The sequence below is a fragment of the Bartonella sp. B1099 genome, from assembly GCF_944801835.1.
In the GTDB taxonomy this organism is placed as follows: domain Bacteria; phylum Pseudomonadota; class Alphaproteobacteria; order Rhizobiales; family Rhizobiaceae; genus Bartonella.
Map to the genome: position 1 here is coordinate 136,166 of NZ_CALYLN010000004.1, position 21,007 is coordinate 157,172.

Annotated in this window: 13 protein-coding genes and 1 tRNA gene; 4 read left to right on the forward strand and 10 right to left on the reverse strand. The window is 38.2% G+C overall.

The genetic code is table 11. The features are described from left to right. The first annotated feature begins 44 nt into the window (after positions 1 to 44). On the forward strand, positions 45 to 1,265 hold the full coding sequence (locus NNJ73_RS09895; protein ID WP_254493954.1) for an MFS transporter: 1,221 nt from the start codon (positions 45 to 47) through the stop codon (positions 1,263 to 1,265). A 1,855-nt stretch (positions 1,266 to 3,120) separates the two neighbouring features. Here the strand turns inward: NNJ73_RS09895 and NNJ73_RS09900 are convergent. From NNJ73_RS09900 to NNJ73_RS09935, 8 genes are all read right to left on the reverse strand, one after another. Beyond that, the gene (locus tag NNJ73_RS09900) at positions 3,121 to 3,480 is read right to left on the reverse strand and encodes a hypothetical protein (protein WP_254492857.1); all 360 of its coding nucleotides are present in this window, start codon (positions 3,478 to 3,480) and stop codon (positions 3,121 to 3,123) included. 1,001 nt (positions 3,481 to 4,481) lie between these two features. Beyond that, entirely contained in the window at positions 4,482 to 5,396 is a 915-nt protein-coding gene (locus NNJ73_RS09905) for a hypothetical protein (RefSeq protein ID WP_254493956.1), read from the reverse strand. Positions 5,397 to 5,398: 2 nt separating this feature from the next. Beyond that, positions 5,399 to 6,286, reverse strand: a complete 888-nt coding sequence (locus NNJ73_RS09910; RefSeq protein ID WP_254493957.1) for a hypothetical protein — start codon at positions 6,284 to 6,286, stop codon at positions 5,399 to 5,401. Then, positions 6,279 to 7,112, reverse strand: coding sequence for a hypothetical protein (locus NNJ73_RS09915; RefSeq protein WP_254493958.1), 834 nt, complete (start codon positions 7,110 to 7,112; stop codon positions 6,279 to 6,281). The genes NNJ73_RS09910 and NNJ73_RS09915 overlap by 8 nt, the downstream gene beginning before the upstream one ends. 281 nt (positions 7,113 to 7,393) lie before the next feature. Continuing rightward, positions 7,394 to 8,320: a hypothetical protein gene (locus tag NNJ73_RS09920; protein ID WP_254493959.1), complete on the reverse strand. Its 927-nt coding sequence runs from the start codon at positions 8,318 to 8,320 to the stop codon at positions 7,394 to 7,396. A 75-nt stretch (positions 8,321 to 8,395) separates the two neighbouring features. Beyond that, complete coding sequence (locus NNJ73_RS09925) at positions 8,396 to 8,560, reverse strand: hypothetical protein (protein ID WP_254493960.1); 165 nt, start codon at positions 8,558 to 8,560, stop codon at positions 8,396 to 8,398. 714 nt (positions 8,561 to 9,274) lie between these two features. After that, positions 9,275 to 9,351 (reverse strand) — tRNA-His (locus tag NNJ73_RS09930). Between the two features lie 152 nt (positions 9,352 to 9,503). Next, entirely contained in the window at positions 9,504 to 10,586 is a 1,083-nt protein-coding gene (locus tag NNJ73_RS09935) for a quinone-dependent dihydroorotate dehydrogenase (protein WP_254493961.1), read from the reverse strand. A gap of 1,573 nt (positions 10,587 to 12,159) precedes the next feature. Here NNJ73_RS09935 and mscL point away from each other — a divergent pair. Further along, complete coding sequence (gene mscL / locus NNJ73_RS09940; protein WP_254473066.1) at positions 12,160 to 12,570, forward strand: large conductance mechanosensitive channel protein MscL; 411 nt, start codon at positions 12,160 to 12,162, stop codon at positions 12,568 to 12,570. Between the two features lie 18 nt (positions 12,571 to 12,588). Here the strand turns inward: mscL and NNJ73_RS09945 are convergent, their stop codons facing one another. Together NNJ73_RS09945 and NNJ73_RS09950 are read right to left on the reverse strand one after the other, a co-directional pair. Further along, the gene (locus tag NNJ73_RS09945; protein ID WP_254493962.1) at positions 12,589 to 14,289 is read right to left on the reverse strand and encodes a PAS domain-containing sensor histidine kinase; all 1,701 of its coding nucleotides are present in this window, start codon (positions 14,287 to 14,289) and stop codon (positions 12,589 to 12,591) included. 1,121 nt (positions 14,290 to 15,410) lie between these two features. Next, positions 15,411 to 17,987 carry a DNA translocase FtsK gene (locus NNJ73_RS09950; protein WP_254493963.1) on the reverse strand — a complete coding sequence of 859 codons (2,577 nt, stop codon included), beginning with the start codon at positions 17,985 to 17,987 and terminating at the stop codon, positions 15,411 to 15,413. 459 nt (positions 17,988 to 18,446) lie between these two features. Here NNJ73_RS09950 and NNJ73_RS09955 point away from each other — a divergent pair, with 459 nt between their 5' ends. Continuing rightward, positions 18,447 to 19,877 carry an aldehyde dehydrogenase family protein gene (locus NNJ73_RS09955; RefSeq protein WP_254493964.1) on the forward strand — a complete coding sequence of 477 codons (1,431 nt, stop codon included), beginning with the start codon at positions 18,447 to 18,449 and terminating at the stop codon, positions 19,875 to 19,877. Positions 19,878 to 19,907: 30 nt separating this feature from the next. Continuing rightward, positions 19,908 to 20,912 (forward strand): RluA family pseudouridine synthase, encoded by a 1,005-nt coding sequence (locus NNJ73_RS09960; protein WP_254493965.1) that lies wholly within the window; start codon positions 19,908 to 19,910, stop codon positions 20,910 to 20,912. Positions 20,913 to 21,007: the final 95 nt, after the last annotated feature.

Here is a 21,007-nt window from a genome sequence, read left to right on the forward strand (position 1 = left end):
TGATGGACCAGTGGAAATCTGTGTGGCATCTTAAGGAGAAAAGAATGTTCACGCTTTTTACCAATAAGGACATACGCTATTTTTGCCTAACCGTTAGTCTGCTCGCCTTACTCAGCGGTGCTTTGCGCACTGCCATCCCGCTATTAGCAAGACAATCTGGATATGACGTCATCGGAGTAAGTTGGGCACAAGGTCTCTTTTCATTAGCGTGGCCAATTTTCGGCATCCTTGCAGGCACTTTACTTGATCGCTGCGACAAGATAAAACTTGCCACCTCAGCTCTCCTCATCTTCATGCTAATGCATATTATCCTGTTCGTACTGCTTATGATACAGATTGCTCCAGCCGAACAAATTTTCTTCTATGCAACAATTGCTGGGTTCATCGTCGTTTCTGCCGAAGCTTATATAATGACGATTCCACCACTTATCATGGAGGGAGAGCGATTGATGACCTTCTACTCAATTGTCTTGTTTTTAGATTTCGGGGTCTCCTCTTTTCTTGCCCCTATCATAACAAGCAGCATTTTAGCGCATAGCACACTGCTATTTCTCGGCCTGTTAATCGCGCTTTTTATCACGTTGATTTTTACCACTCGCCATGCTGTTCCGAAATTGCCAGCACTTGATAAAGAAAACATCTCTTTCCATTATATCATTGCTGGCTTTCATTTCATTTTTTCAAATCGGCATCTCACCTCCCTTACATTACTTACATTCTTTCTATCGGTGGTATTTGGAGCATTCCTAACCTCGTTCATCTTTTTCGTTACCGACAGTCAGTATCTGAGCCTCCATAGCAGCCAATATGGCGTGATGTTTGCAGCCTACGCGCTTGGTACAATGGCAGGTGCCCTATTTGCACCGCGTATACGCTATGCACCGGTGCGCCTAGCTGTTCTCATTGACGGTTTAGGAACGGTTGTCTTGCTGCTGATTCCAGCCTTTTCAAAAAGTGCTGTCGTCGTATGGGGCGTCACCTTTATCGCTGGCGTTGGAGCAAGCTTATGGTTTATTGCTGTTACCGCCTTCAGGCAGCGCCTCACACCAAAGCAACTTCTCGGGCGAGCTAATTCTGCTTTTCGGGTGATCGGCTATGCTGGAATGCCGGTTGGAAGCTTTTTGGTCGGCGTCCTTGGCTCTTTTATATCATTGCAGTTTGCTGCCACCTTTATCGCTGGACTACTATTGGTGGCTATCGCGATAACGCTTCCATTTCTTTGGCAGGCTGATCATATAGACATACCCAACCCTGCCACGAGGTAAAGCTGCTTTTTTTAAAAAAAGCACGGTCAGAAAAGGTACACATACCCTATTCCGCAATCGATTGATCCGTTCTTTGGACGAGGAAATTATCACCATAATGGCTGATAAAGCTAAGCGGCACTATGGAAGCAACCAAACAAACGCTAAAGGCAAAACAGACCCTTTACGTTGCATTGGGCGATGATCTCAACGCCTATATGAAGGATGCAGAGAGCTTATAGCGTACAGAGCGCAATTCTTAACCAAAAACTCTGCCCTGGCAATGCCCACTTATACTCCAGTTAATCCATCACCCGCTATTATACGCATCTTTGCGCTTTTCCGTTACACTTAGTAGAAAATATGTCTATGAATATTTCTTTTGTACATCACAATTCCTTTTATCCTATTTATTTCTGTATCCTCTGCAAATTTACTTTCATGCAAAGTATCGTATAAGCAATTCTCTTTATTTTTCAAAGTTTCTTGTGCTTGTTTTATTTCTTTTCGCTTACGCAAATCAGTTTGATCAATTCGCATTACCGCATTTTGATCATTTTGCTTTTTTCGCCTTGCTTTGCAAGAGCAATAATTTCTCGTGCTCTAAGTTGGCGCGCTGTTTCGCATAATTAAAGACGGCGATTTTCTATTTCTTCTGGTGTTCCATTATGACACTTACAAATATTATCAGTAAGCTTATCAATTGGCACTAGTCCATCCAAAATATGTATATCTTTTGGCATTGTCATATTTCTGACAAATCGAAGAGCTGAATCTCCAATTTGATGACATATAACCACAGGTAAATTTAAAATTGCTTCACATGTGGTATAGCTAAACACAATCTAGAAAAAAACTCTAAATGATAGTGTCTGCCAACTATATGCCTAAGCTTGTTGTTACTACAAGCCTACTGCGCGCCCAAGCTTACGGGTTCGCATCTTATGTTTCATCATAAGGTGCACTTGCACACTCAAAAGCAGAAATTCTCGATTCCATTGAAAATAAAGAAATAAATCTAAGAAATACCTTTTTAGACAAGATCTCTACTCATTAAGACGCTTCGGCTTTTTTGAGCAAAAAAGGAAAAAAACGAGAGAAAAGTCTTTACTCTGTTATCGTTCGTGTGCCCCAAAAAACCGATAATCGCAGATTTTTTTAAGGAAGAAAATAAGAAAAATGAAAATAGTTGTACAAAGGAAAATAGTACTGCACGCGATACATCGCGTGCTAACGTTCTCTTTAAAAACACACAGATAATTACAACCAGCTTCAAAAAACAGCCTTACCAATGAAGTACTCGCTAGAGGGTTGCGTGCACAACGCAATAATGACACACTGACTCCCGCAAGCGTGCTTTACATATTGTACGCGTAGCCTGTACGGATTCTGCCGCTCCTAAATACTCAAACGTAATGCTACTGGATCGTACAACCCTTAAACACCGGTTCCTACCATATCATAATGCTTGACAAAAGCATCATGCCATCATAGCAACCACTTTGCGTATGGGCTCCACAACATAAGTTCTACAAACTGTTAACACATTGCCAAGCTAAGAGCTCTCTTCCCACCTACGCCAATGAGATCATCACTATCCTCTTTTTGAATCGTAAAACAAAATGATTTACCATGAGCGATAAACCATCTGCTCAAAGTCCAGCTAGCTTAAACTCATAGCATTCTAAACCTTTAGACTCGCTCTGCCCCCAAGGGGGCATAGTCAGATATATCACTTCCGTCACCTATTCACGCGCTGGGATAAAAAATCTGAAACTATGAGGCAACGCCGCATTTATATGCAGTGTTGTTGTTAGGTATAAGCTTCTATAGAGATAGTTCTGATAGGAAGCCCCCACAGTTAATGGTATAGGGATTAATTTGGATTCTTTCGAAATGCTCTATATAAATTTAATGTGCCTCCCCAAAACACACCATCAGTGAACCCATTTAAAAGACCAAAAAGAAGGTTAAAATCAAATGCATGTTTCAAATCAGGTTTAACATTGAGAAAAACAATCAATGTGAATTTGATGACAAAAGTGATAAGAATAAATATCAGCGTCAACGGCGTACCGGGCCGAATAATTAAATCCGTTCCCTCTTTGATTTTTAAACGCGGAGTGGCACGCCAGAGCAACCAGCCAACGCCAATGCCGATCATCAGCCCCGCCAACATTGAGAATGCTCCCCAGCGTGGGAACGCCAGCTGGTTAATCACATCGCTTCCGCCCAAAAAAAAGAAAGACTAACGGCAATAGAAAAAGGCGGTAAACCCCCATTTCCCTATCTTTCAATGCGTTTATTCCCAACGTAATGAGAAAAATAAGCAAAATCCAGGCCCATAAAGGGGTTCCAGTCAGAATGTTAAACAATGACATATTATGCTCCATGAGGTTTGATGCGATAAAAATATTGCATGACGTTAGGAAGATATTTAGAAAAAAGAATACCAGCAAAAGTTAAACCCATAGTGACCAACCAAATCTGGGGGGAGCATGTAAAAAAAGCCACTAGAAGACCATTGGCAAAAAAGATGATTACCCAAATCCATGTAATATATTTATTGATGAGATAAAATAGGATATGTTTGCGTTTCTCTTCAGAAACACCAGCACTGACATAAAAATGGTAAAGGGTTTCTTTACCAGCAAGCTAATCAATGAAACCAGAGCAAGTGACAGATAGCAAAAAACTGTGGGGTAGTTCAGTAAAAGTGTAGACCATCCAGCGAAATAATTAACAAACAGGACAATAACTGTCAGAATGTTAGTAATCATTACGGGTTCTCCCTGTCGGATAATTTTAATATTCACAGCAATAATGAACAATAAAATCACAGTTAAGATGAGAGAGCGTTCGACCAGAGTTAAAACGTTTCCATTGATAACCCAGGAGTAAATACTCCACGGAATAAAAGAGACTATTATGTTAAACATGGTGCATCCTCCTTGCAATAATGCGTCATCGCCTCCTCAAGATTCCCAGCTTCAATCTCATGGAGGATAATAGAAAGGAGGACATGAGAAAGTCACATGATAGCATATTTGCAGGCTCCCATATGCGCGGGGCCAGTGGTACACCCTCTCCCCAATTAGTGCAGAAATGACGTCGCTCTTGGTACTGAACGCGTTACGTCGGTGCTAACCTTCTCTATTTTTTTGCAGAACAGAAAGCGCGTATCAGGCTCTCTAGCCATACTTAGAGTACGCAAAGTTATTCATCACTCTACAACACTTAAGTGCGCAATTTTATGTTTTGTATTAAAGGATTTTTGCTTTCAAAATATACGAACAACATCACACAAAATAGAATAAACAAGCTGCCCCCAACATTAAACCAAACCTTGCCTGTAAGCATCACTGTTGCACCAAAACAGTTAACAATCGCGTGGACAAAAAAAGGCGCACACGCATAAAATTTAGAGCGCGTAACAACACCACGATACGCCAAGCATGTGTTTAAAATATGCATGAGTATGACGCTCATTAAAGCACACAAAAAAATACTCGCTTGCGTCCAGGAATAAAAAATTACATATTCACTGGCTAATAACCTAGATCGAATAAGCCAGCCATTATAAACAAGGAAAGGCCCTAGCGCCTTATAAACTAATTCGCATAAACCCCAGCCTATGCCAATATTCAGCGGCAAACGCCACAACAAACTAGGCGAGCACCGATAAAACTTAGTAACTAGCCAACGACGCATGGCTTCTTCTGCTACCACAAAAAAAACCGTAAATGATAAAAATAAAGAAACAAGCGCCAGCCCCTGCTCTGCACGACTCTGGGGTTCAACAATACTCATCATATAAAGCGTTTTTACTACAGATTGCTCCCAAAAAGCAATAAGCCCGAAAACAATGCAGCTAGCAACAAACCATCCCACAGCACCAGCGACAACCAATTTGAACTTCAGAAAATGATGAAACACACATAGAAGAAAAACAACGCCAAGCACTTGCAGTAAACGTAAGGCATCAAGTTTATGTTCTGTTTCCGAGTAACGCCATACTAACAGAACAATCACCCCAAAAACTATGCCGCTCAACAGCACATTTATCCAACTAAATGTAGAGCAAAAAAATTTATAAATGACAGCGCCATAAATAAGGACTGCGAGAAGCGAAGTAATAAATACAAACAACATTATTATGCCCCCTCATTTACTACAGCGTAACTACTATTTTTCTTCATGGATAATCTGTCTTGCACAAAATCATAAATTTGCCGCATAAGAGCAAACATAAGAATAGTAGCGATTGTATAATGCCCAATTGCAAGAAGTTCTGGCTTAGCGGCCCGCCATGAAAAGCGCGCCCAAGCCGCCAAACATTGTAAAAGCAGGATAAGAACAAAAAAACGCCATTTCTTGTCAAGGGAAACCAAAAGCATTAAGAAAGTTGATAAAAGACTCAGACCTATAATAAACGCATAATATATTACCGTCTCAAGTAAAGAAAGTAAGGCGTTTCTATCAAGACTAAAGGCCCCTTTTAGGATCATCACAGCTTCTGGTAGAGATGTAAGCAGTGCAACCCCTATAGCAGCCCCCCAAATCCCCATTCCCACGCCCAGTGTTGCCTCTACACCATTGCCATTATCTTCTGCCACCCAATGAGAGAGCAAAAAAAACTGCATAATCGCCATGCTTATAGGGAATAGACCAACAGCAAAAACAATGTTAGGCGTACTATAAGCAGCAAAATCAAAAATCAAACTGCCTATCATACGCATAAAGCCGTATAGAAAAAAAATCAAAAGCACATAACAACCAGCGCTTGACCCAATAATTGCCTTCGTGCCTTTAAACGCTTTAACCAAAGAGAGTAACCAGCGGTACCCCAATATAAGCGAAAGCACCAAAACATAATAAGGAAAATAACTCGCAGCGCCATAAACATAAAGAAAAACAAGACACAAAACAACGAGCAAGAAAACCAAATGTTCAACCAATGTTTTTTTCTTCATCAAAGGAAAAATAATCAGCACCAGGCAAAAAACAGCGCCGATAACAGATAATGTCAATTTGTCAAGCATTATGGTAAACCTCAGAAATAGAATTTATTAATATTGCGTAGCCTGAAGAAATGCCAAACATAGACAAAAGACCAACCGCAAAATGAATTACAAAAGGCAGATAGAAATAGGCCTTGCGCTTATCTTGGAAACCAAAATACATAAAGCGCGTATTTACAACATGCATCAATACAATCATGCCCGCGGCAATAAGATAGCTGATCGCTTGTGGACAAGATTCAAATGCGACATAGTCCGCCATTTGTGGCTCCCTATCAACACGGTAATTCAAGTAAAGAAAAAGAGCTGGGAGGGTCTTACAGCATAAGTCTAGGACACCCCAGTCCAGCCCAAAATAAAGGACCTCACGCGCAGCTAATTCTGGCTTATATACGCGAAGCAACCACAAACGCAAAAGCTCCGTAGTTAAAACTGATATCAAAAGGATAAAAAAGGGATAGCTTGCAGCAACCAAACTCATGTAATGCACCACCTGCTGCTGGCTATTATGAGCAGAAGACAAAGCAGGCAATGGCAACAAAGAGCTCAAATATACAAAACCTGCCCCACTACACAAGGCAACAACTGCACCACAGAAGCCAAGAACTAAATATTTATATAAGGAGCGCTCGTACAGAATTAAAAGCATGCCAAGATAACATACCAAAAGCAAAGATAAGTCTGGAAGCCCTCTTTCACTATGTTGATAAGCGAAGATGATAGCGCAGGAAAGACCAGCTACCCCCCAAAAAATGACGCGCTCGCCCAACAAGCCATTGTTTTTAAAGACACGAGGGCTGGAACTTATCCCAAAACTAAGCTGCATTCCCAAAATTAAGTCAGACATAAAAGCGCCTTGCCCTCCCAAGCATACCAAGATATTATTGCGGGAGAAAAACTCCCTGCTAAGAGGCTGATAGCGTACCCCTTAGCAAGGCCTTTACCTTGTTGAAAAAGCCAGGTCAAACAACAATTTCACCATTTAGAGCGAACACAATCCCAACCAGCTTTAGCAATACCCGCGGATGCGCCACGGACCCCGCCTACCATTGCTCCAGAAACTGCCCCTCTTGGGGTGGCTGCTCTAGGCTTTAGGATAAACCCAAAGAACTATAGTCTCCTGTCTTCTCACTCAGTTTCCTTTTTAAACGGGTTAATCACGCTAAGCTTCACACTCTTTGATTTAATGTAACGCGCGTACACATAAACAACAAACAGCAGACAAAGCCAATTTGTAACCATTCTATAGTCATCATCTGTATGAACAAACGCTACAGAATAAAAAACAAAGAAGCTAAAAAACAGCTCTGCAAGAACATCAAGGACCAACCAATAATATTTCTTTGTAGTAACAAAGAGAACCATCAAAAATGTCAAAAAAACTTGGCCCGTTAGAATAGCAAAACCAAACACCGCATAATCAAACATTTTTTTCACTGTCTCCCTGTTTGCAAAATCTATCTGTTGATAGATTTCTCGAAGGTCTGATAAAAGCAGTGATGACACAAAAAAGACGCCTATGGCAAACCCACAGCCAATGCAAATGCTTAAATCTAGCACTGACATAGATTTTTCCTTCAAAGCTTTAGCAATTAGGACATAGCGAGCACCCCCTATCATCAACGGAATAATGAAAAGCAGATAAATATAGCTCGAAAGCTGCAGATCAAAAAAATCTAACAGAACGTCATCACTCATAACAATAAAACCAGCTGCGATGAAAAAAATGGGGCAACTTGCGATAATGGCCAAACTAAAGCATTTTATATTGTTTACTATATTGGGTATAAATTCAATGCAAAAAGAAAGAAAGAACATAATTATAGTAACAGGAGGAGATGTTATGGGCACACCGACTATATACTCAAAGACATATATGATGGGAGGAACAACCAATGCCGCCACTATGAATGCAACCATGTTCTCCCTGCCTAACATGCTTTTTCCATTAATAGCAATAGTTTTGAAGAGTAGATACATGCCAAACCACAGACAAAAATAAACGAGCACTAAAATAAACGCGTCGTCCATAGCTCCTCCTGTGCAATATTCCAAACATAAAGGTGGCACCTTTTACAGTACCACCGTTCTAGGCTTTAGGATACCCCAAAGAACTACATCAAAAGCCCGTCAATATGTCAATATCCCAGCGCCGTACCAACCACCTGAATTACTAATAGATTGACCAAAAAACTGTGTGCCACACTGGGCAGCACCCACACCATAACCAGCATAACCGCCTATGGTGTCTCCGAAATAACTGCCTAGACCTCCCCCAAAGCCTGCTGCGTTCATGGCAGAACCAGGATTACGCGTTATTACTCCTCCTGCGACAAGACCACCCAGAAAGCCAACCTTACCACCATACTGGCTACCAAACGCAGAACCAGAGTTATATTTGCTATTAAAATTATCGGCACTGCAATAATCGTACGAACTACTTGAATGTGAACTTGAACTTCCCTTATTTTCTCCAATTTAGTGTATAAATAAATTCCCCCAAGGTTACTTATGTCCCCGCGCCAGAATGGCTTACCCATAATCAACCACCGAAACACCCCCTGGAGATATGAATGCATTTTCATGCGAGTTCATATTTATAATATATAGTTGACATAAATCAAGGAAATTATGTCAAAAATATGTCATATTTTAATAAATTTATGCTTACTTATTTTATGTATTTAAACTTAATAGTTTATATTATGAACAATAATAATGAAAGATAAATAAGATTTCTTGGTTTACAAAATATACTATAATTATATAAATATACTGATAGAGATATTTATTATTGCAATTGCAATCAGAATCATAGACTTAGTTAACCCATTTATATTTCAAGCAATTTTGATCATATTATTCTGTTTTTGGCAAAATTTGAGAAAAATCATCCGCGCAAGGTCTCTGCTTCGTGACGGCTCACACTCAAAAAAAGCCGCCAAGCGCGGCTTTTAACTGCCTCGCAAAACGCCAAAAATAAGAATTAGAAAAGTTGGAAAAGATAAATGGTACGGTTGGTGGGATTTGAACCTACGACCTCTGGTGCCACAAACCAGCGCTCTAACCAACTGAGCTACAACCGCATAAAAAGCAAATCTATCATAATTGTTCACGATTTTGTAAACATTTATTCTTCGCTTATGTGACATAAGGAAGATCAACAAAGTTTGCAAGCCCCTTAAAAAAAATCTCGCAATTTTTTGTGAAGAAAAAATGTTTTTTACAAAGAAAATTTTTACAAGGGAAATTTTGCCCAATGCTCAAGACCATGATCACGATAGTCTTTTATGTTATCAACACCATCTTGTTTCATCATCCGTAAAATCTCTTTCAAAATAGTTATGACAAGATTTGGACCTTCATAAACCATTCCACTATATAATTGAATTAAATCTGCACCTGCTTTTACTTTTTCCAAAGCGGTTTTTGCATCCTTTACACCGCCAACGCCGATAATTGCAATCTCCTTTCCTAACTTTTGACGCATTTTTGCAAGCACAATTGTAGACCGCTCAAAAAGTGGACGTCCAGAAAGTCCTCCCTCTTCATTGCCGAAATGTGCATTGTTAAGACCTTGACGTGAAAGAGTCGTATTGGAAACAATGATTCCATCAAAATCAGAAAGTCTTATTTCTTCAGCAATATCATCCAACTCTTGCTCTGATAAATCTGGAGCAATTTTTAAAAAAAGGGGAATCAAGAATCCACGCTTTTTCTCTTGTTCCTTTCGCGCTTTTGAGATGGCATTCAACAAAAGGTGCAAACTATCACGATCCTGTAAATTTCGCAAACCTGGTGTATTGGGAGAAGAAATATTAACCGTAAAATAATCCGCAACATCATAAAAATGAGCAATGCCAACAGTATAATCGTCAATCTTATTAACCGTATCCTTATTGGCTCCAATGTTGACTCCTACAATACCCGTTTTTTTACATGTCCGCAGTCTGTCGTAAACAACTTGATGCCCGTCATTATTAAAACCCATTCTATTAATAATTGCTTCATCTTCTGTTAAACGAAAAAGACGTGGTTTAGGATTTCCAATCTGAGGCTTTGGTGTCACTGTTCCAATCTCAGTAAAACCAAATCCTAAACGAAAAATTTCATCAACAACCTCTGCATTTTTATCAAACCCCGCTGCAAGACCAATAAAATTTTTAAACTCAAGCCCTGCAATATTTACACACAATCGCTTATCAACAACCTTTTGACAACCGTTTAATCCACTTTTTAATCCCACAATCGCTAAACGGTGCGCATGCTCTGGATCCAACATAAATAAAGCAGAACGGCCAATACAACGAAAAAAACTCATCAATCCTTCTCCACAACATAAAAATGATCCATCACATCTCACATACATCTTTTAACACAAAAGATCACTAAGAGAGCATATGATTCAAAGAATATCCCCTTCCATAAGAAAATTCATCACATCATCGGCATTCACGCGAATTTTTACGAACCCTGAATAGAAAAAACTTATTCTTGAAAAAACATTTCTCTTTTTCACAATTGTCCAGTTAATTAAATATTCTGTAAATCCTAAATCTTATAAAATGTAAAATGCCTGTGTGAATTGAAACATCAATGCCCCTTCGCCAAACCATGGTCTTATCTCTTGCAAGCAAGCTCATAATCCCCTTATGAAAGAAATTTATTTCTCTTCTCTAAATTCCTTTGTATCATATTGTTTCCAACAAAAATAAAGCTTGCTCCATAAAGCTGTTTTTCTCCTAGTATTGAGAGTACACAGTTCGTAAAATCATCTTACATTCATGCCATTGTTGCACCATTTTTAGCTGCATGGGATTCAACCATTGTATGAGATTCGTAACGTTTTGAAGAATCTGCGTTATGACCATTGCTGGTGCACAAAATACAGTTTCAGTGATGAAAGTTGATCATTAAACACATACTTAATCATATTAGCGCCTTGTAAACCCAAACAATCTTCTAAACCCTATAGGCTCTTATATCTATAAACTGATACAAGCTTCCAACTGATGAAATGTGACTCAATGGGAGGCAAGCCCTCATATAAAACAGAATGCCATTGGGTTGATCATTCTTTCTTTAAAGAAATATTTCTTAATGCTGTTCATCCTATTTCACGACCCCCCTCATGAATAATGGTATAATGATAAATCATTCAGCATCACCATCTTTATGCTTATAGCATAACAAGCCGGCACTATCACACACTTCACTCATTTCCAATGTTCTACAGCTCTTGGTATTTGAGACGATTCATAAGAGGCATTTTTAGTTTTTTCTTTCGTGCTTTTTACCAACACACTAACCCTGTTTATAACATTCAAGCATGTGATTTATTTGATTCAATGTGAGAAGGATTGTAATGGGAAAACCTTCAATGTTCGGTGTTATGATTTAAGTTAAAAACGATGATTTATCATTATAAATCGACATGTTATCTTCTGTTAAAATTATAATCATTTTTAACCTATGATACAGTACAAATAGCTTTTAGATAAGCTTGCGCTCCTCATTGCTCTATCGCTTAATATTCAAACTGCAATTGCAACAGATTGAATTAAAAGGGGACTAAATTATAAGTCTTACGCCTGCTTCATCGATCCATTTTTCCCCATCAGAGCTGAAATATAATTTTTTATTCTCAATGCTCTTTTTACACCAATATATAATACTTCATTCGCGAAACTTCCTTAAAGCAGATGCAGTTTTTATCTACAAAAGATATGTATATTCAAATAGAATCTATAGAGATGTTTATTAAGCCTCATAAAGTTCTTGGAAAATAATATTAATGTTGTAGTATAATTCTAAAAATAAAATCTGCCCTTTCCTTTTTCATCAAAAGCGGTAAGTAAATTACCGTATATCGCTTATATAAAGGGGAAACTGCAATGCTGAAAGAATTCAAAGAATTTGCCCTAAAAGGTAATATGATTGATCTTGCTATTGGTGTGATTATCGGAGGCGCTTTTGGTGGCTTAGTCAATTCAATTGTCAATGATATTTTTATGCCCATCATTGGACTTGTTACAGGTGGAATTGATTTTTCTAATATGTTTATTCAACTTGCTGGCGAAAAACAAGCGACTTTGAGTGCCGCCAAAGCAGCGGGAGCAACCATTAGCTATGGGCACTTTATCACTTTATTGATCAATTTTCTCATTATTGCTTGGGTTCTTTTTTTCTTCGTTAAAGCTATGAATAAAATCCGTAGAAAAGAAGAAGGAGAAAACCCCAAAAAAACCTCTTCAGAAGAACAACTTTTAACAGAAATTAGAGATCTCTTGGCTAAGAAAAAGTAAATTTATGTACGATTTATATCATGGAACACGAGGAAAAAACATTTCCACAGTCGTTCCATGATTGGGTTTTGAGAACAATAAAAATTCTCCTCCACTTTCTTCCACCATTGCCTTACACATTGGAAGCCCTAAGCCTGTACCCATAAAAGCACTGTCACCAGATCGACCATCTTTGCGCTCTACTTGACCATAAGGTTGTAGAGCTTGTACAATCTCTTCTTCGCTCATTCCTATACCATTATCACTCACCGAAATTTTTACGCGTTCTTTTCTATAAGAAACATGAACAATAATCTGACCACCCAGAGGTGTAAAACGAATGGCGTTGGAAAGAAGATTCCATATAATCTGGCGAAACATTTGTTGTGATACAGGAATAAACGGAACATGCGGTGGAGCAACAATGCGCATGATAATGCCATTATGATTGGCTTGATTTTCAAGAAAAGCTATCGTCGCACGTAAACAAGATATCACATCAAATGTTTCAGAAATAAGAGAAGAATCAATCTGGTTATTGGAACCAGAATAATTGATCTTCGAACATTCTAGTAATTGATTAATGAGTGATAATATATGTTTTCCAGAGGAGATAATATCGCGCAAATATCCATGATAACGTTCATTGTCTATCGAACCAAAACGTCCCTCTCTCATAATTTCTGCAAAACCAATAAGAGCATTCAAAGGTGTTCGTATTTCATGAACAACTCCAACGATTTTATTCTCTTCTACTTTTTTTTCTTCTGATAGAGCTGTTTTTGTCATATCACGCAACATAACAGCATAATTGCCTTGCTGTGCCAAAAATACAATCGTTATAAGAACGGTTCTATTTTTATGACTTTTCGTCATTAAATCAGCTGTTTCATTGCATTTTAAAACCTGATTTTTCCCCTTCATACGGATTAATTTAAAATATTTTTCAACCAAAAATCGGCTTTGCAAAGTAAAGAGTGAAGAGAGTGGCTGTCCCCGCAGTTCATTGATTTCATACCCCATTAATGCTAAAGCAGCTTTACTTGCCGATTGAATAAAGCCGTGTTCATCTAACCATAAAATACCATCTGTTGCTCTCTCCAACAATGATAAAACTGTAGCGGGTTCTTTTATGAGCACTTGTTCTATAGCATTTACTGGCAATGTTTGTGGATGTGGTAACTGGATAGCTGTTTCTTCAACAAAACTTTCTTCTTTTACTGATGAATTCAATTCATCACGTAATTGCTCTGCAATCTCACGAAAAGCTGAGCGTTCTATCTCCGTAAGACGCGGCATTTCCGTCTCCAGCTTTTCGTCTCTTTTTTCTTGAACTCTTTCTTGTATTTTTAAAACACCAAAGCCACGAAACCCCTTAAGCTGCTTTTTAACATCAAAAATTGGCAAAGCCGACAATTCAACATCAAGCCATTGTGAACAACCATCAACGGACCATTGAACAATCTCTTTACTCCACGGCATAGCTGCTTCAATAAAACGACTGAGAACCTGATATCGATCATCATTAAATTGATGAGCAAGCTCATGAAAACTATATCCTAGAATAGAGGAAGAGAGAGGACCAACAACTTCAGCTAGCTCTTTTGAGACTTCACAAAATAAACCATTGTGATCGATTTTCCACGTAAAAGGTCGAGGCAAAAGCTCTGGTGTAAAACAAAAAGTTTCTTGCTTACACTCTAATTCACTTGTACTTAACTCATCTGCTTTTAATGACATAACTAAAACTAAAAAAGTGTTGGATTAACTCTCAAACGAATAATGCTCATTTATTTAAAAAATACCTGCTCTCGTTAAAATAACTGGATATCTCATTATCAATTATCTGTAGCAAAATTTTGACTGTTTCACCAACAAAACAAGAGTAAAAAGAATCTTCCAACACTGTTACTTATTCTCCTATTATTGTAATAAAGCTTGTTACAAAGAAAAATGCCCCTCATATAAAATAGTACTCTCAGAAGAATATACTTGCGCATTCATATACCTGTCTTAAAGAGACATCTTGTTTTAAGCTTATTTTATTATGTCAACATCGGTAAATGTTGTAATGTAAAGTCCCCCATCAAGGATATCAAGGCATTATGCTTTACCTTTTTATCCTTTTAAAAGAACTTGCTCGCACTATTATTATACTCGTCTCGTCCATAATATAGCCAATGGTTCTTATGTTTGAAAATGTTCATAAAAGGTATTTTTATTTCTTTTAAATGTTTTGTACCCTCCACCGCTTCTACTATGATGGATAAAAAACGGTTTTGATTGTTTCAATATAAACAGAGTTGAAACGAGAAAGTTCATGATACCTGAAACTTTTATTCAATAGGAATAAAGATAAATTATCATTACAATTCAATATATTATATTATAAAAATCCGAAATTAAAAAAATTTTTTTTCAAATAAAATTCCTCGTAAAAAAACCTTATCTGGCGCCAAGAATATCAAATGATCATAAATTCAGTGCAGCATTTTAAAGCACCCTAGATCTTTGGGTGCTCTTCCTATGACTCTTTCCAGAATACCGCAAAGACCTTTTTTATCAAAACCGCTATAGAAAAAACAACAAAAATCATTCGTTCTCCTATAAAGATTTATTTCATTTCCTTACATTCAAAACCCTCTAGAAATGTTAAAAAGATCTCCGCCCTTTTGTATCAGCTTGTTCTCTCCATAAACAGTTTAAAGGTTGCTTTATGACTCTCCACTCAATTTTTTCATAAGGCTCTCAAAAAAATAAATAGATAGTCACATCTGACTTGAAAAAATAAAACACGTATTCGCTCTTTAAATAATGACTGTCAGACATTTTAAAAATCGCATATTTTTAAATATGCCCGTTTATTTTCCTTCATTGAGTAAAATTTCACGTTTTCCAACGTGATTGGCGGCTCCCACAATGCCTTTTTCTTCCATACGCTCAACAAGAGAAGCTGCTTTATTATAGCCGATTGAAAGACGGCGCTGTATATAAGATGTTGAACATTTTTTATCACGCATAACAATCTTTACAGCTTGGTTATAAAGTCTCTCACTCTCTTCATCAAAATTTTCTTCCTCAGACATTTCAGCCGTTGAATCAGGAGAAATATCCTCATTGTTTTCGTCTTCATTATCTGTGACCGTTGCTAAATAATCAGGTTTTCCTTGCATTTTAAGATGTGCAACAACCGATTCAACTTCTTCATCAGAGACAAAAGGGCCATGAACGCGTACAATGCGCCCCCCACCTGCCATATGAAGCATATCTCCTTGCCCTAAAAGCGTTTCAGCCCCTTGTTCACCTAAAATCGTACGACTATCAATTTTTGATGTGACCTGAAAGGAAATTCGGGTAGGAAAGTTTGCTTTAATTGTCCCCGTGATAACATCAACAGAAGGACGCTGCGTTGCCATAATCAGATGGATACCTGCCGCACGCGCCATTTGCGCTAAACGCTGAATGGCATTCTCAATTTCCTTCCCCGCCACCATCATGAGATCAGCCATCTCATCAACAATCACGACAATATAAGGAAGCTGTGTAAGATCCATGGCTTCTTCATGATAAAGCATTTCCCCTGTTTCTTTGTCAAAACCCGACTGTACAGTACACATAATTGTTTCGCCTTTTTGAGCTGCAAGTGCAACGCGTGCATTAAAACCATCAATATTACGCACACCTAATTTCGCCATTTTGCGATAACGCTCTTCCATTTCTCGAACCGCCCATTTTAAAGCGGTAACCGCTTTTTTAGGATCTGTTACAACAGGTGTTAAAAGATGTGGAATGCCATCATAAACAGAAAGCTCTAACATTTTAGGATCAACCATGATCAAACGACACTGCTGGGGCGTCATCCGATAAAGAATCGACAAAATCATTGTATTAATTGCAACAGATTTTCCTGATCCTGTTGTTCCTGCAACCAATAAATGAGGCATTTTTGCTAATTCTGCAATAACAGGTTCACCATTAATTCCTTTCCCCAAAGCAAGAGCAAGCTTAAATTCACTTTCACGAAAAGAACGGGTTTGGATTAATTCCCGTAAGTAAACAGTTTCACGAACCGCATTAGGCAACTCAATCCCAATAACATTGCGTCCAGGAATGACAGCAACGCGTGTGGAAATAGCAGACATAGAACGTGCAATATCATCAGAAAGATTAATAACACGCGATGACTTTACACCCGCTGCGGGCTCAAATTCATACATTGTTACCACGGGCCCCGGATGAACATGAATAACTTCACCCTTAATACCAAAATCTTCCAAAACGCTTTCCAAAAGCCCAGCACCACGTTCTAATGTTTCCTGAGGAATCATCGTCCCTTCATGAAAAACAGGTTTCTGTAATAAACTAATCGGAGGAAATTCATAAACATCACAGTCAATAGATTGAATATTTTTCATAAAAAAAGAATTATAATTGCCTAAAGGTATGCAGGTAGACTGCAATGTTTTCGTTTTACCGTTTGCTTGCATCACAGACAACTCTTTTGAATTCTTTGTGACATCCTTTGTTATACAATCGACAGTATTATGGGCGACAGTATTATGGGTTTCTTCAGTCTCTATAGTATCCCCAGTGTCACTTAGCACTTCAGTATCATTTAACATATGAGCAGAATCTTCAACAGAAAGCTTAGAATGACATTCTTTAGAGTCCTTCATAGGATCATTATTCGTATTCATTAAATCAGAAATTTGTTCAACGCCTCTTATCCTCTCCGCTGGAGAATCTGATGTAATTGAATCATAGAGTTGTGGAAAACGGTATTCAAGCACACGGTAAAGAGCTGTTATTGACTCATCAAAAACAGAAGAAACATCAGGTATCCTTTCATTTGTTATATCAATCGGTGTGCTATCCTCTTTTGAAGTTTGAGTATCCACAGGTTCAAATATCAAAGATCCACACTCAAAAAATGCATCATCGGAAAGGTGCAACGCAGGCTTTATTTTTTGTAGCTCATTTTTCACGTGTAATTCATGCTCTGGTTTATCTTCCTCAAGGGAAATATTGGCTGATGGTATGCTAATAGCTTGCTGTGACAACTGCTTTAAAACTGTTGAATAACAAACTGAGGTTTTATTCTCTATCGATTGGGGATTAATGACTTTTTTTGTCGATGAAACGTTTATGGTCTTCTTCTTACAATGAACAATGTCTGTAATTTCTTTTCGATCTTGCTTCGTAAAATTTTTAAATTGTTTTGCAAAAGTTGGATCTGTTTCTATACGACGACGTAAAATTTCAACTTCTGGGGTTCGCGTAAAACGGACATTTTTTCCGAGGGTAAATGCCTCTTTCCACACTTCCGGATAAGGAAATATCTCAGTAATCTTAATAGATAAATCTTCTCTTGATACACCTTTCGTACCATCATCAGACAAAGAAGACGTAGAAATAGATTTTGTTTTCGAATTATGCATGGCACCCAACAAATTTATAGCAATGAGAAAAATGATCTTTTCAAAAAGAATTCATAGAAGCTATCATATGAAGGTTAATAACCTTTTGCTGATGGTTACTTTTTAATGAAAAAAATGAGAGTAAAATGCATAATATTTTCTTTTAAAGTTTATGACAGAAATTGCTAAGGTTTATAGTGTCTTATCACGCGTATTCCGTTTGTTTTGAAAAAAGCTTCATGATAAAAAGCGTCAAGAAAATTGTTTATACCTATCTCTTCCCATTTTATAAAAACGATGAGTCCAATAATACAAACACTTATAGAAGCATTACTTTATTTAACGCTCTATATCTGATGATCATAACACAATCTCATTTCTCGCGTTTTTATAAGATTATCCTTGTTATCTTCGTTTAAAAAGGCTTAGACTAAGATAATCATAATTACATAAACATAAATAGAAAAAAGGGAGTAAATTATGTTTAATAAACGGAAATTTTATATCAATGGTCTATGGGATGATCCAAGTACGCCTCACGATTTTGACGTCATTAATCCATCAACAGAAGAAGCTTGTGCTGTCATTAGTCTTGGAAGCACAAAAGATGCTGATAAAGCAATTAATGCAGCGAAAGAAGCGTTTCCAAAATGGAAAACCACTCTACCTCACGAACGTCTTGGATTCGTTGAAAAAATTTTAGAGATCTATGAAAAACGTTCCAAAGACATGGCTAAAACCATTTCAATGGAAATGGGAGCACCGATTGATATGGCGTTTAATGCGCAAACCGCAGCCGGCGGTTCCCACATTCGCGATTTTATCGAAGCTTATAAAGAGTTTTCGTTCCAAGAAACTTTAATAAAGGGAAATGAGCAAGCAATCCTTCACTACGACCCTATCGGCGTCGTAGGATTAATTACGCCATGGAATTGGCCCATGAATCAAGTAACTCTTAAAGTTATCCCAGCTCTCTTGGCGGGCTGTACCATGGTGCTAAAACCCTCTGAAATTGCACCTCTTTCTGCTATGCTTTTTGCTGAATTTTTAGATGAAGCCGCACTTCCTGCCGGCGTTTTTAATTTAATCAATGGTGATGGTGCAACTGTTGGTTCTTACCTTTCAGCACATCCAGATCTAGAAATGATCAGCTTTACTGGTTCAACCAGCGCAGGAAAAGATATTTCTAAAAATGCCAGTGCTACTTTAAAAAGAGTCTGTCTGGAACTTGGAGGAAAAGGCGCAAATATCATCTTTGCTGATGCCGACTCAGATGCTATTCAGCGTGGTGTGCGACATTGCTTTTATAATAGTGGACAAAGTTGTAATGCACCGACTCGTATGCTTGTGGAACAGAACATCTATGACAAAGCCATAAAAATAGCCAAAGATATTGCAGAAACGACAAAAGTAGGACCAAACTGCCAAGAAGGTAATCATATTGGACCTGTTGTTTCAAAAAAACAATATGACAAAATTCAAGATCTTATCCAATCGGGCATTGATGAAGGGGCAACTCTTGTTGCAGGCGGAACCGGTTTACCTATAGGGATGAAACGTGGTTATTATGTCCGTCCAACAGTCTTTGCTGATGTAAAACCTCATATGCGTATTTTCAAAGAAGAAATCTTTGGTCCAGTTCTCTCGATTCTTTCCTTTAGGACAGAAGAAGAAGCTATCGCTTTAGCAAATGACACTGAGTATGGTCTTACAAACTATATTCAATCGCAAGATCGCAACAAATGTCGTCGTATTGCGGCACAAGTACGCTCTGGTATGGTAGAAGTTAACGGACATGGATTACCTGATGGAAGCTACTTTGGAGGTGTAAAATTCTCTGGACGCGCTCGTGAAGGGGGACATTGGGGAATTAAAGAATTTCTCGATAGCAAAGCAATTTCATACTGGTAAAAATCTTATTAAAAACTTAATAGGAATCGTATGGTCATACAGAAAATAACGGATGAAGGTGCTCTTGGACAACGTCTTGATCAGTGGCTTGCAAAACAATATCATACTGTGCTCTCACGTTCGCGTTTGCAAACCCTCATCCGTGAAGGCTGCCTTAAAATTGATGGTCAATTCATAAAGGAACCAAAAACAAAATTAAAACCTAACCAAATAATTGAATTGGCAATGCCTGACCCTCGTGACGCAGAACCTAGCGCTGAAGCCATTGCATTGGACATTCTCTTTGAAGATGATCATGTCATTGTTATTAATAAACCAGCTGGTCTTGTTGTTCATCCTGGCAATGGTAATTGGACTGGTACGTTGGTTAATGCCCTTATTTACCACTGTGGAAGTAGTTTATCTGGTATCGGTGGTGTTAAGCGCCCGGGCATTGTTCATCGCCTTGATAAAAATACAAGCGGTGTTATGGTCGTTGCAAAAAATGATTTGGCTCACAAAAGCCTCAGTGCTCAATTTTCTGATCATGGACGAACCTGTGCATTAGATCGACGCTATCACGCTCTGATTTGGGGGATACCTCACCGCAATGTCTGGACAATTGATGCATCACTTGGCCGTTCACCCCATAACCGAACAAAGCAAGCTGTCGTCCATAACCAAAATCCTCATGCTCGTCATGCTGTTACACATTTTTCACTGCTTGAAAAATATAGTACTCATGCGGATTCGACGTCTTTTGCTAGTCTTCTGGAATGTCGTCTGGAAACCGGACGCACCCATCAAATCCGTGTTCATATGGCACATATCGGACATCCACTCGTCGGTGATACGGTTTATGGAAATGCTTTTAAAACAAAATCAAACACTCTTAATCCCACTCTTAAAAATGCAATCGATCAATTCAACCGACAAGCACTCCATGCCGCAAGTCTTACTTTTGAACATCCTTCTACCGGTAAAGTTATGTCGTTTTTCGCACCGATGCCTCAAGATATGGCTAAACTTATTAAGCACTTAAAAAAAATGAATTGAAACTTTTCTTCGTCTCAAGATTTCACAATAAAATATCTTTTTTTGAACAAAATTGAAAAATATGCTAAAGTGAAGTTACAAGGATAGTTGGCTAT

What these genes read in the sequence shown, in the direction of transcription:
- NNJ73_RS09895 (WP_254493954.1), top strand. Translation starts at nt 45, where the DNA reads ATGTTCACGCTTTTTACCAATAAGGACATACGCTATTTTTGCCTAACC.
- NNJ73_RS09905 (WP_254493956.1), bottom strand. Translation starts at nt 5,396, where the DNA reads ATGTTGTTTGTATTTATTACTTCGCTTCTCGCAGTCCTTATTTATGGC.
- NNJ73_RS09910 (WP_254493957.1), bottom strand. Translation starts at nt 6,286, where the DNA reads ATGCTTGACAAATTGACATTATCTGTTATCGGCGCTGTTTTTTGCCTG.
- NNJ73_RS09915 (WP_254493958.1), bottom strand. Translation starts at nt 7,112, where the DNA reads ATGTCTGACTTAATTTTGGGAATGCAGCTTAGTTTTGGGATAAGTTCC.
- NNJ73_RS09925 (WP_254493960.1), bottom strand. Translation starts at nt 8,560, where the DNA reads ATGAACGCAGCAGGCTTTGGGGGAGGTCTAGGCAGTTATTTCGGAGAC.
- NNJ73_RS09935 (WP_254493961.1), bottom strand. Translation starts at nt 10,586, where the DNA reads ATGAGTTTTTTTCGTTGTATTGGCCGTTCTGCTTTATTTATGTTGGAT.
- mscL (WP_254473066.1), top strand. Translation starts at nt 12,160, where the DNA reads ATGCTGAAAGAATTCAAAGAATTTGCCCTAAAAGGTAATATGATTGAT.
- NNJ73_RS09945 (WP_254493962.1), bottom strand. Translation starts at nt 14,289, where the DNA reads ATGTCATTAAAAGCAGATGAGTTAAGTACAAGTGAATTAGAGTGTAAG.
- NNJ73_RS09950 (WP_254493963.1), bottom strand. Translation starts at nt 17,987, where the DNA reads ATGCATAATTCGAAAACAAAATCTATTTCTACGTCTTCTTTGTCTGAT.
- NNJ73_RS09955 (WP_254493964.1), top strand. Translation starts at nt 18,447, where the DNA reads ATGTTTAATAAACGGAAATTTTATATCAATGGTCTATGGGATGATCCA.
- NNJ73_RS09960 (WP_254493965.1), top strand. Translation starts at nt 19,908, where the DNA reads ATGGTCATACAGAAAATAACGGATGAAGGTGCTCTTGGACAACGTCTT.